Source organism: Microbulbifer sp. ABE4_465 (genome assembly GCF_056160765.1).
This window is the reverse complement of the sequence record NZ_JBSWXV010000001.1, coordinates 14,689-26,852: the sequence shown is the minus strand read 5'-3', so window position 1 is coordinate 26,852 and position 12,164 is coordinate 14,689. Positions and strand designations below refer to the sequence as shown.

Annotated in this window: 13 protein-coding genes; 5 read left to right on the top strand and 8 right to left on the bottom strand. The window is 55.4% G+C overall.

Annotated elements, in window-relative coordinates; genetic code table 11:
* The first annotated feature begins 78 nt into the window (after nt 1-78).
* Nucleotides 79-402, top strand: a complete 324-nt coding sequence (gene fdxA / locus ACXAG1_RS00105; protein ID WP_043317038.1) for a ferredoxin FdxA — start codon at nt 79-81, stop codon at nt 400-402.
* A 137-nt stretch (nt 403-539) separates the two neighbouring features.
* On the opposite strand, the gene ACXAG1_RS00100 is transcribed toward fdxA, so the two are convergent.
* Nucleotides 540-3,062, bottom strand: coding sequence for an InlB B-repeat-containing protein (locus ACXAG1_RS00100; RefSeq protein WP_475118580.1), 2,523 nt, complete (start codon nt 3,060-3,062; stop codon nt 540-542).
* 208 nt (nt 3,063-3,270) lie between these two features.
* The gene (locus ACXAG1_RS00095; protein ID WP_475093444.1) at nt 3,271-3,807 is read right to left on the bottom strand and encodes a carboxymuconolactone decarboxylase family protein; all 537 of its coding nucleotides are present in this window, start codon (nt 3,805-3,807) and stop codon (nt 3,271-3,273) included.
* A 73-nt stretch (nt 3,808-3,880) separates the two neighbouring features.
* Here ACXAG1_RS00095 and dinB point away from each other — a divergent pair, with 73 nt between their 5' ends.
* The 4 genes from dinB (at nt 3,881) to ACXAG1_RS00075 (ending at nt 6,794) form a co-directional block, all read left to right on the top strand.
* Nucleotides 3,881-4,963: a DNA polymerase IV gene (gene dinB / locus ACXAG1_RS00090; RefSeq protein WP_475093445.1), complete on the top strand. Its 1,083-nt coding sequence runs from the start codon at nt 3,881-3,883 to the stop codon at nt 4,961-4,963.
* Nucleotides 4,964-5,140: 177 nt separating this feature from the next.
* Nucleotides 5,141-5,461 (top strand): DUF6116 family protein, encoded by a 321-nt coding sequence (locus ACXAG1_RS00085; RefSeq protein WP_475118579.1) that lies wholly within the window; start codon nt 5,141-5,143, stop codon nt 5,459-5,461.
* 152 nt (nt 5,462-5,613) lie between these two features.
* Nucleotides 5,614-6,324, top strand: coding sequence for an RNA polymerase sigma factor (locus ACXAG1_RS00080; protein WP_475118578.1), 711 nt, complete (start codon nt 5,614-5,616; stop codon nt 6,322-6,324).
* Nucleotides 6,321-6,794 carry a hypothetical protein gene (locus tag ACXAG1_RS00075; RefSeq protein WP_475118577.1) on the top strand — a complete coding sequence of 158 codons (474 nt, stop codon included), beginning with the start codon at nt 6,321-6,323 and terminating at the stop codon, nt 6,792-6,794. Before ACXAG1_RS00080 ends, ACXAG1_RS00075 begins: the two co-directional genes overlap by 4 nt.
* Here ACXAG1_RS00075 and ACXAG1_RS00070 read toward each other — a convergent pair whose 3' ends face one another.
* From ACXAG1_RS00070 to ACXAG1_RS00045, 6 genes are all read right to left on the bottom strand, one after another.
* Nucleotides 6,795-7,784, bottom strand: coding sequence for an NADPH:quinone oxidoreductase family protein (locus ACXAG1_RS00070; protein ID WP_475118576.1), 990 nt, complete (start codon nt 7,782-7,784; stop codon nt 6,795-6,797). It abuts the gene before it with no gap.
* A gap of 82 nt (nt 7,785-7,866) precedes the next feature.
* Nucleotides 7,867-9,048: an acetyl-CoA C-acyltransferase gene (locus tag ACXAG1_RS00065; RefSeq protein WP_475118575.1), complete on the bottom strand. Its 1,182-nt coding sequence runs from the start codon at nt 9,046-9,048 to the stop codon at nt 7,867-7,869.
* A gap of 26 nt (nt 9,049-9,074) precedes the next feature.
* Nucleotides 9,075-10,001, bottom strand: a complete 927-nt coding sequence (locus ACXAG1_RS00060) for an SDR family NAD(P)-dependent oxidoreductase (RefSeq protein WP_475118574.1) — start codon at nt 9,999-10,001, stop codon at nt 9,075-9,077.
* A 41-nt stretch (nt 10,002-10,042) separates the two neighbouring features.
* Complete coding sequence (locus ACXAG1_RS00055) at nt 10,043-10,501, bottom strand: MaoC family dehydratase (protein WP_475118573.1); 459 nt, start codon at nt 10,499-10,501, stop codon at nt 10,043-10,045.
* 47 nt (nt 10,502-10,548) lie between these two features.
* Entirely contained in the window at nt 10,549-11,358 is an 810-nt protein-coding gene (locus tag ACXAG1_RS00050; RefSeq protein ID WP_475118572.1) for an SDR family NAD(P)-dependent oxidoreductase, read from the bottom strand.
* A 2-nt stretch (nt 11,359-11,360) separates the two neighbouring features.
* Nucleotides 11,361-12,137, bottom strand: coding sequence for an SDR family oxidoreductase (locus ACXAG1_RS00045; protein ID WP_475118571.1), 777 nt, complete (start codon nt 12,135-12,137; stop codon nt 11,361-11,363).
* Nucleotides 12,138-12,164: the final 27 nt, after the last annotated feature.

Here is a 12,164-nt window from a genome sequence, read left to right as displayed (position 1 = left end):
TTTCAAGAATAAGGTCCGGTTCCGGCATGCGGAGCCGGCCGGGCAGCGGCAACGCATCAGCATTATCGAGGGACAAGCATGACATTCGTAATTGGGGAAAACTGCATCAAGTGCAAATACACGGATTGCGTGGAAGTTTGCCCGGTAGACTGCTTCTATGAAGGCCCCAACTTTCTGGTAATCCACCCGGACGAGTGCATCGACTGCGCCCTGTGTGAGCCGGAATGCCCGGCCAACGCCATCTTCTCCGAGGACGAGGTGCCGGACGATCAGCAGGAATATATCGAGCTCAATGCCGAGCTTTCTGAGGTGTGGCCAAACATCACCGAGAAAAAAGACCCTCTGCCGGATGCGGAAGAGTGGGATGGGAAGACAGGGAAATTGCAGTACCTGGAGCGATAAACCCGCTGCACACACTTCCCCAAAAGCCGTCTTTCGAGACGGCTTTTTTGTGCGTGAAAGAAATCCGGTTTCTCCGGGCACTATTCTACGGGTACTAAAAAGGGGCCTCGCGGCCCCTCGAGAGAATCGGGTACTACTTACTTTGAAATGGTGACAGATTGCTCACTATCAAAATCCAGTTGCTTCAACTCATTGAAAAACGTACCCAACAACTGCTTGTCGCTGGTGATATCGATATCGAACAGCGAACTCACACTCCAAAACTCGGCGTTACAGGCATCTCCATTCAGATCCGCCTTCCCGAGTGTGCCACCAGAAATCCACAATGTGTTTTGCTCGGCATCCAGTAACAGGCTTTGCACAGCGCCTTGTTCGGGATCAAGCTCATTATTGATTCGGGCATTCGTGCAATTATCCAGTAGCCCGACGATTTCCGAAGACTCCGGGTTGTAGCTGTAAAGCCCATCTGCGGATTGCATCAATATGTAGATCAGGCCGGAATCCGGGTGAATGGCGACGTCTACCGGCACATCGAACTTCTCGGCGGACTGGACCAGCACATCCGTGCCCCCTGTCGCCAGGTCAAACGCCAGCACGCCGTTAAACTTGGTATCCGATACCAGCAGACGGCGCCCTTCCTCGTCGAGTGTCGCTCCGGTAAAAGCAAACACAGACCCACCACTGCAGTCAGATCCTGAATATCCTTTAACAAACCTGGTCCAGCTGCCATCATCCGGGCTCACGCTATAAATAGTACTGCCAAATACTGCGTAAATTCGATTGCCGGTTTTATCCAGAACTACATCCTGGGCAGTATGGTTACATTCCATATCAAACCCGGTCAGGATACTCCGGTCACCGGTATCCAGGTCCACTTCAATTAGATACTCCGCAGCATTTCCGCCATCGTCCAACAAATACGCTTTACCTTTTTCTTCGTAAAGCGCTACACCGCGTGGAGCAAGCATACGTTTGCCGCTGCCAACCCCGTTGCCGGCGAATTCTGACCTTTCACCGGTCTCGGTGTTCACAGCCATTACATAGTCAAACCCGGAATCGGCAATCAACAAGCGGTTATTGGCTTCATCCAGGCCAACAGAGCGAATCTGATCGATGTTCATTTCCAGCTCATCAGCCTCCAGGGACAACGTATGGATTTCCCCGGTAGCAAGGTCAGCCCTGGCAATCCCCTCATAACCCGCCAAATAGGCCGTTGTTTCCGCTGCATTTGCGGCAATACCGGCCAAGAGGAGGTTTGGTGATGGGGCAATCTCCGTCGTCACGGACCCGTCGAGGGCAACCTTGCGCAATCCATCCGCATCGCTTTCCCCCCAATAGCCAGTGAACGCCAGTAAACCATCGGACAGCAACTCAAAAGTATTTGAGGCTACGACCTTTCCATCGGTTGTTTCACCATCGAAAACCGAGGTGAAGTCACCACCAAAGTCATATCGAAGGACTTGTGATTTATGTGATACATCACTGTCTGCAGAAAAATATTTGAATAGCAGGTAAAGACTCGCGTTATCGGCTGAGGATCGCATTTCCTGCAAATGTACAAAGCTCCATTCACTCGTGTCATAGGAGAGGTCGCGCAGCGCTAGACTGGATTTACTGCCGGTTTCCAGAGAAACTTCAGACAACAACAACCAACTTCCATTCAAAGTTCCGCAGACAACGCTATCGGTATCTCCGCGGTAAGTCAGCACATCACACCAGCCGAGCTCCGCCACATCATGTGGCTGATACTGATTATCATCGAGACCATAGGAAATCAGCTGGTCACGCTGGGCCTGCCCCACCAACCGGCGATTAACGTCATCGATAACGAAACGGGTGGGCACTTTTCGGGTAATCACTTCCGCAAAACCTGCGGAGTCATCCACGTTCCCCAGTCCATCTTCGGTACTCACCACGAGCTCAGTACTGTCTCCGGCCTCCACTGGCAGTGTGATTTCCCACGTAACCTGGGTAGTCGCAGACTCTTCAGCGGCAGGAGTATTGCTGGACACGCCCGTGCTGAACGCAGCGGGGGCGGAGCGGTTCACTGCGAAGGGGGACGCAACTGGGTTGATCTCCGCCTCAACACCATTGACCTTGACGGATGCAACCCCGGCATCATCACTCGCTGTGCCTTTTACCAGGATGAGTCCACTCTCTGTGCGGGATACTTTCCAGGGGAACAAAATACGCGCGCTGGGCCCCACGACGTCCGCCATCTTGAAGGTAGCGATGACTTCACACACACCATCTACAGCGGCCGTTTCGTACTGAAGCTCATTCAGAACGCCATCGCAACCAGAAACAGAATCAATGGCATACCCCTCATCGGGAGTAAGTGTAAATACCGCGGTGGCTCCCTCTTCTACCATCAACTGCAGCGGGTCTATGGAACCGCCCTCGCTGGCTTGAGCAGTAACCTCGAACTCCTGCACCGGCGGTTCAGTTCCGCCGGAGGAGCTTCCACTGGAAGAACCACTACCAGAAGAGCTGCCGCTACTGGAAGAAGAACTACTTGAGGAACTACTAGACGAGCTACTACTGGACGAGCTGCTGCTGGACGAGCTACCCGATGCACCACCATCGGAACCTCCCCCGCCGCCACAAGCAGAAAGTAATAGACTGAGCAGGACTACTGCGCCGAGCTTGGACAGCTCCATACAACCCCCAAATTATTATTAAGTCGTCGAACAAACGACCGATTATGTAGGGCTCGCATTGCGCTGACAATCTGAAAAAAACACGGCAAAATTTATGGGACTTTATTCCCCTCGAATCGTGACACAAGACACATCAGCCTCCATGACTTCGTCGCCACTCTCTACCCGGTCAAAAAACAAGCAGAAGTGAAGCGCTAATGCAGGGAGCCTACTCCACGGGCACATGTAAGAATGAGGCGGCGTGGCACAGTTCGGCCACCAGTCCCGCTACTGCCAGGGCTTCCAGGATTTCCGCATCACTGGCACCCGCCTCCCGGGCAGCATCAACCACCTTGTCACCGTGATCATGGGGACTGCTATTTCCGTGGCGCGCGACTTCCAGTAGAGCGTGCTCTTTCCGGTTGTAATGGGCGTGATCCGGATCAGTCCGAATGCGAAGAATCTCATGGGGGTCTACACCGAGCTTTTGCAGCAAAGCGCTGTGCTGTGAAATACCGTAATCGCTATGTTCATCTGCAGCGATCATCAGGGCAATCCCCTCCTTCAGCTTTGGTGACAGGTGCCCGGTAAGCATCACATGTTGATACCGGTCCCAGAGCTGGGTCAGGATCGTCGGGTTGTTGGCATAAGCGCGGAACAGATTCGGTACAGAACCCAGCTGTGTGCGCACATCGTCGAGCACCGCGGTCACCTGCGCTTCATTCGGTATTCCAGTCGTTTTGCTAACCAATGGCATGTTGCTCATATCCACCTCCGTCTCTGCCGCAGGCGGCACAGATTCTGGTTGGCTGCGCCTGAATACTGGATATAATCCCAGCATGCGCAAAATCATCCACTGCGACTGTGATTGCTTCTACGCCTCGGTAGAGATGCGGGACGACCCCAATTTACGCGGGCGCCCCATTGCCGTGGGCGGAGCCAGTGATCGCAGGGGCGTTATCTCTACCTGTAACTACGAGGCACGCAGCTTCGGGGTTCGCTCGGCCATGCCGACAGCACACGCCAAAAAGCTGTGTCCTGATCTGATTGTAGTGCCGGGAAACATGAAAAAATATCGGGAAGTGAGTGCACAGATCAGGGATATATTCCTACTCTATACGGACTCCATAGAACCGCTATCCCTTGATGAGGCCTACCTCGATGTTACTGACAGTGCTCACTGCAGTGGCAGCGCAACTTTGATCGCCAAAGAAATTCGCGCACGGGTATGCGAAGACCTCGGAATTACTATTTCTGCTGGGGTAGCACCGAATAAATTCCTGGCGAAAATCGCCAGTGACTGGGAGAAGCCGGACGGACTTACCGTCATTCCGCCCAATGCTGTGGAAGACTTTGTTCTGCGACTTCCGATTAAGAAAATCCACGGTGTCGGACGAGTAACAGCGGAAAAGATGCAACGTGAGGGCATACGTACCTGCAGTGATTTGCGGCGGTTTAGTCTAGTGGAAATGGTGCAGAAATACGGCAAGTTCGGCAATCGCCTGTATCACCTGTGTCGAGGCATCGATGATAGGGCAGTCAGTAACGACGGGTCCCGGAAAAGCGTCAGTGTCGAGTGCACATTCAACGAAGATCTCGCGGTGCAAGAAGCCTGGCAGGAACAAATGGTGGACCTGTATGGCCGCCTACAGGAGCGCCTTGAAAAACTAGGTGACCGCTATGAAATAGCCGGCGCGATTGTCAAAGTTAAATATGCCGATTTCACCCAATCCACGCACGAGCGAACCAGTAAAGCGGGTCGCATCAGCGAGTTTAAACAACTATTGCAAGAGTGCTGGGACAAGCGCAGCGACCCCATCCGGCTACTCGGGGTCGGCATCAAACTCAAGGACTTACGCGCCGAATTGGGCCCGGAACAGTTGCCGCTACCCCTCCGCTACCGGTCCCCCGTCAACACCTGAAATTGCTCAATTTTCAGTCTACTGCCGCGCCTCGCATGTCACGAGAAGGGCCGCAGAAAAAAGGATGGAACGCCAGCCCTTGCGCCTTTTCAAACACGGAACCTTTTCACAAGATACCGGTCTGCCCCCTCCGGGCTATACTGCCAACACGGTCCTCAAAGCAGCCTCACACAGTTTATGAAGCGTGTTCTCCCCAGTGCTTTTGTCGGTTGGTTTCTCAATTACGCGCGTAAGCTAAAGCACCCACAGTTATTCAAGTGGATGTGTGCCCTGTTTCTGATCGACCTGATCATTCCCGATTTCGTGCCATTTGTAGATGAAATTCTTTTGGGGCTTGGAACGATTTTTCTAGGCTCATGGCGCAAAAGTCGCGAAGAACTGAGAGACCCACCTGAGCGCGAGGAAAGCGTCGTAAAAGGGACCACAGAAAAAGTCCCGGAGCCGAAAAGCAGCGCATATGCGCCGCCTGCAGGAAAAACAAAATACGGAAAACACTGAGTCAGAGAGTGGTATTCGCCGCGTGAATGTTGCGGCGAAATAACGTTAACAGACAATTTACTGGTTCATCGATGTACTCCCGAAACGGAATCTTCGGGGGGTGTGCAACCGAGTAAGTGACAATGGGAATTGGAGCCAAGGAGGCAAATCCCATGTTTGCGGACAAGTTGTGCAGTCTCAGTGATGAAGACTTATTGCAAAAGTTTTACAACACTCGCAATCCGAAAGCCTTTCGGGAAATCTACCAGCGGTACAGAGACCCTCTGTTTCGCTACTGTGCCCAGATGGACCTGGGCCGCTGTACATCCCTGATGGAAGAGTTCTGGTTAAACCTGCTCCAGGAGCCGCCTGCGCTACACGGCCAGCGTCTAAGGAACTGGCTGTTTATCCGATTGAATCGACTATTGAATTCAACCAATACCGCAGCGCCTGAGCCTTACGATCCGGACGAACCATCCTTGCATTCCGTATTCGACGGCTCAGAAGTACTCAAGGCGGTCCAGCAATTGCCGCGACGTCAGCGCAATATTTTCCTGCTGTTCAATGAGTGCAACCTGTCGCTGGCGACCGTCGCCGATATAGAGCGAATATCTCTCGCCCTGTGCCGCCAGGAGCTAGCAGACGGACGACAGTCAGTAGCCTTCAACCTCCACGGTAGTGCCCGCAAGCCCTGGAAATCCAGCGTCACTCTTGCCAGAGAGGCCGCGGAGCAGGAAGCCCTTGCGCAGTCACAACCCACGACTGCAGATGAATCCGGAAAATCCAGACCGCGTTTCCCGTGGGGTACGAAAAAGGCGGATGGCAACTCCGTTTCTGGCAATTCATCCACGGCGAATTCACCTGCTGAGGTAGCGCGAGCATGAGCAGCAAACATTGGGAAAAATCGTACCGGCGCGCCATTTCGGAAATTCAGACTCCGACAGCGCTGGACGACAAGGTACTCAACGGTATTCGGGGAGTGAAGCCCCTCCGCCCTGCGCGCCCACAACGCCAAAGCAGTGGCCTGCTCTCGAAGGCAGCATCCAGCTTCAGTGCGCTCGCCATTGTAGTGGTGTTATTGCACCCGGCGCAGTATATCGGCGCGGCTCCCGGTCAGTCCGGGTTAGCCGATGCGGGCCAGATTCCGACCGCAGGGCCAGAGCGCTATCGATCGAAAACCGGCGCGGCACAGATAGCCACAGACAAGTGGCATGCACTGAGAACAGAAGTGGAAGCCGGAAGCTATATGCAATTGTGCGCTCAGTGGCGACGTCAGCAACGCTCTGGTACAGCGGATACCTTGCCCGCAGATTTGGCCAACAAGGCCCGGCAGCACTGCCGTATTTTGCCCTGATTAACCCTCGGGTTGGGCCATGGTTAACACGACTTTCCCTCGCGCACGGCGCTCCCCGATTGCCGCGAACGCCTGGGTGAAGGCCTCCAATTTGTACACTTCAGTGGTCAGGGGCTGAAGCCGCCCCTGTTGTACATAACCCAGCAGTTCACTGAAGTTCTGCATATTGCCCTTCGGGTCTCGCGCGGCCCAGCCGCCCCAGTAAATACCGAGAATATCCCCCGCTTTTAGCAGTGGCAGGTTCAACGGCATCTTGGGAATATCGCCAGCGGCAAAGCCGATCACCAGGTAACGTCCGCCCCAGGCAATGGAGCGATAGGCCTGCTCGGTAAAGTCACCACCTACCGGATCGTAAATCACATCTGCGCCCTTGCCATCGGTCAGTTCGCGGATACGATCCTTAAGATCTTCCTTGCTGTAATTGATGGTTTCGTCCGCACCCAGGTCGCGGCAGAACGCGAGCTTTTCATCTGTGGAGGCGCAGGCAATCACCCGCGCGCCCATGAGCTTGCCTAGCTGAATAGCCGTGACACCCACACCGCCGGCGGCACCGAGTACCACCAGGGTTTCCCCCTCTTTCAACTGGGCGCGCTGTTTGAACGCGTAGTAAGAGGTGGCATAAGTGATGCAGAAACCTGCCGCCTGCTGGAAGTCCAGTTCCGCAGGCATCGGCATCAGCAGCTTGTGGTCCACATTGACCTGTTCGGCGAAGGCAGCGAGCCCGGGCATGGCGATTACCCGGTCACCCACAGAGAAACCTTTTACGGATTCTCCCACCTCGCGAATGATGCCGGCGCATTCACCACCGGCTACAAACGGAAGCTCGGGCTTTACCTGATACTTGCCCTGTACCATCAGTCCATCGGGAAAGTTAACGCCCGCCGCGTGCACTTCCAGTCGCACCTCGTTGGGCTTCAGGGCCGGCAATTGCCAGTCGCGGATTGTCAGGTTTTCAACCGGGCCGAAGGCCTCGCATACCAGTGCTCGCATTTCTTTCTCCCGCTGTTGTTCTTTTACTGAGTTCTTTTACTGAGTTCTTTTACTGAGTTCTTTCACCGAGTTCTTTCAATGGCTATACGACTTCGAAAAGTCCGGCCGCGCCCATACCGCCACCGACACACATGGTCACCACCACGTATTTCACACCGCGGCGTTTGCCTTCCAGCAATGCGTGACCAACCATGCGCGCACCACTCATGCCATAGGGGTGACCAATGGAAATAGCACCACCGTTGGCGTTGAGCTTTTCGTTGTCGATACCCAGCTTGTCTCGGCAGTAGAGAACCTGCACCGCAAAGGCTTCGTTCAGTTCCCACAGACCGATGTCGTCGATGGACAGACCGGTACGGGCCAGCAGCTTGGGAATGGCGAATACCGGACCGATGCCCATCTCATCGGGCTCACACCCGGCTACGGCCATACCACGATAAATGCCCAGCGGATTCAGGTTGCGCTGCTCCGCTAGTTTGCTGTCCATCAGTACCATGGCCGCGGCGCCATCGGAAAGTTGAGACGCATTGCCGGCGGTGATCACACCGTTTTCCCGCACCGGGTTCAGGCTGCGCAGGCCGTCGATGGTGGTGGATGGGCGATTGCCTTCATCCAGAGTCAGTGTCACTTCCTCTTCGGACTGCTCACCGGTTTCCTTGTTCACCACGATCTTGTTGGTGGTGACCGGGATGATCTCATCGGCAAACAGGCCGGCCTTCTGTGCGGCAGCGGTACGCACCTGGGATTGCAGGGAATACTCGTCCTGCAGATCGCGACTGATGCCGTAGCGCTTGGCCACAATTTCTGCGGTATCGATCATCGGCATATACACTGCCGGGTGCATTTCCAGCAGGGCCGGATCCGCCGCACGGAAGTTATTCATCTTCTGGTTCTGCACCAGCGAGATGGAATCCATACCGCCCGCCAGGGTCACCGGCGCGCCGTCGTGGATAATCTGTTTGGCCGCGGTGGCTACCGCCATCAGACCGGAGGAACACTGGCGGTCGATAGTCATACCGGCAACGGTGGTGGGCAGGCCCGCCCGCAGTGCTACCTGACGGGCTACGTTCTGGCCGGCGGTACCCTGCTGCAGGGCGACGCCAAAGACACAATCGTCCACTTCGCCTGATTCGATACCGGCGCGCTCAACGGCAGCGCGTACCGCGTGGGCGCCGAGACTCGCGGCTTCCAGATTGTTGTAGGCCCCCCGGTAGGCTTTGCCAATGGGCGTGCGTGCGGTGGAAACAATAACTGCTTCTTTCATAACAAATTCTCCAAATTCCCTGCGGATCAGCCGCCCAGTTTGACGCCCATACCCTTGGCTGCTTTCTGAATAAATTTCACCGTCTGATTGAGACCACCCACCAGTTCCTGCTGACCAGTTTCATCGGCAATGGCATCGAGGTTGGCGAGTACGTTTTCCGCAGTCTGCTGATCTGGTGTCAGGTAGATACCTTCGGTTTCCAGAATGCGCGCCTTGGCGTAGGCGCCAGCGCCGGCACACAGAATGAAACGGTTGGGCGCATCTTCAGCGACCAGGGCAATCAGGCCCGCGGTCACGGATTCCGGGGTCAACAGTTCCAGGGCTTTTGGATCGGGAATAATATCTTCGGTCATGCGGGTAGCGGCGGTGGGCGACAGGCAGTTCACCTTGATACCGTACTTCTCGCCTTCAAGGTGCAAGGTATTCATCAAGCCAACCACACCGGTTTTGGCGGCGCCATAGTTGGACTGACCGAAGTTGCCGTAAAGACCGGAGGAAGAAGTGGTCATCACGATGCGACCGTAATTCTGCTCGCGCATGATTTCCCACACGGCCTTGGTGCAGTTCACACTGCCCATCAGGTGTACGTCTACCACCAGATTGAAATCGTCCATGGGCGCCTTGGCGAAGGACTTGTCGCGCAGGATGCCGGCGTTGTTCACCAGAATATCCACGCGACCCCAGCGCTCGGCGGCTTCCTTGACCATGTCCTGCACCTGCTGGAAGTCGGTCACGTTGGCGCCATTGGCAATGGCTTCACCGCCGGCCGCGATAATTTCCTGTACAACGGTTTCCGCAGCGCTCAGCGAGCCGCCGGATCCGTCGCGGGCACCGCCCAGATCGTTGACCACAACCTTGGCGCCGCGACGGGCCAGTTCCAGAGCGTGGGAGCGGCCGAGGCCGTTGCCCGCACCGGTGACGATGGCCACCTTACCTTCGAATGAAATAGACATGGTTCTCTCCGTTAACGCGAGTTATCTGTATTTTTCGACAATCAAACAAACTGCATAACAAGCCACTCGGCAATCAGTGCGGGCTTGTCCTGACCTTCAATTTCCACAGTGACTTCCAGTTTGAGCTGGAACTGACCCGGTTTTTTCTCCGTCACATCCAGCACCTTGGCACGAGCGCGCACGCGCTGATCGACTTTGACCGGGTTGATAAAGCGCACCTTATCCAGGCCATAGTTCACGCCCATTTTCACCCCTTCCATCACCACTTCCAGTTGCTCGGCGAAGTAGGACAGCATGGACAGGGACAGGAAGCCGTGGGCGATGGTGCTGCCAAAAGGCGACTTGGCCGCAGCTTCCGGATCGACGTGAATAAACTGATGATCCAGGGTGCAGTCCGCAAACGCATTGATACGGTCCTGATCAATCTGGAACCAGTCGGTAGCCTGGGTTTCACTGCCGATCGCGGCCTGAAAATTGCTGGGGGAAATAATCGTCGGCATGGGAACTCCCTCTCTCAAAAATGTAAAAATTATTCTTCAGTTAAAAATCAGAACGCGGACACACCGCCGTCGACAGCCAGCGTTTGTCCGGTGACATAGGTCAGCGCCGGAGAACACAGCATCAACATCGCACTGACCACTTCTTCCGGTTTACCCAACCGCTTCATGGGGCAGCCGGACGCAAAGATCGCGTGTACCTGATCCACCGTAGCGCCTTCGGGAGCCTGCATATCCGCAACCATCGGCGTGAGGGTGTAGAAAGGACAGATGGCATTCACACGCACGTTGTGACGGGCATACTCCACCGCTGCAGTGCGCGTCAGGCCCACCACCGAGTGCTTGGCTGCAGAGTAAGGGGAAGACTTGGGTGCGCCGCCGATACCGGCCATGGAGCTCACATTCAGGATCACGCCACTGCCTTGGGTGCGCATCACCTTTAGCTGGTGCTTCATGCCGAAGAAAACCCCTTTCACATTCACCCGGTGTTGCAGGTCGAAGGTTTCTTCATCCACTTCTTCAAAATACTGCAGAGGCGGCGCGATACCGGCGTTGTTGATGGCAATATCCAGCCCGCCGAAATCTTCCCGTGCCAGCGCCACCATGGCGGCGCAATCGGTCTCCGAAGAAACATCGCAGGACACCGCTTGTACTTCGACGCCCTGCGCGGTGAGCTTTTCCACCACCGGCTCCAGGCCCGCCTCGTTGATATCACCCAGTACCAGTCGCGCACCGCGGCGGCCGAGCTCCTCGGCAATCAGTGCGCCGAACCCGCTGGCGGCGCCGGTAATCAGTGCGACTTTGCCGGTGAAGTCCAGTATCGGGTCTCTCTGGAACTGTTCCCTGGATAGTTGGCTCATGATTACAGGCCTCCACAGGAAGTCAGGCCGCCATCCACCACCACACATTCGCCGTTGGTGTAACTACCGGCATCGGAAACCAGGTACAGCACGGTACCGGCCATTTCTTCCGGCTCGGCGTGGCGATGCATGGGAATATGGCTGACGGCGGTGTTGTAGATTTCTTCATGGGAGAAGAGCGCACCGGCAAATTTGGTTTTGGTAAGACCCGGCAACAGGGCGTTGACACGGATATTGAACTGGGCGCATTCCTTGGCGAAGGCTTTGGTCATATTCACCACTGCCGCCTTGGTGATGGAGTAGATGCCCTGCCCCACACCCGGCTGCAGAGCATTGATGGACGCGGTATTGACGATGCAACCACCGCCGTTTTCCCGCATCAGCTTGCCCGCTTCCACAGACATAAAGAAGTAACCGCGGATATTCACCGCCACGGTTTTTTCAAAGGCGCCGATATCCGTATCCAGGATATGACCAAAGTACGGGTTGGTTGCGGCGTTGTTGATCAGAATATCCAGCTTGCCGTACTGCGCACGGATATGGGTAAACACCTGCTCGATATCTTCCATATTGCCGATATGGCAGGGCAGCGCTTCGGCCTTACCTCCGGCTTCATTAATCGCGTCGGCTACCGCCTGACAACCTTCAATCTTGCGGCTGGAAACCAGCACATGGGCGCCCTGCTCCGCCAACAGTTTGGCAATGGCCTCGCCAATACCGCGGCTCGCACCAGTAACTAGGGCAATTTTTCCACTCAGATCAAAAAGATTGGTCGCCATAAAATTCTCCCAACAGTCGTTTCGTTG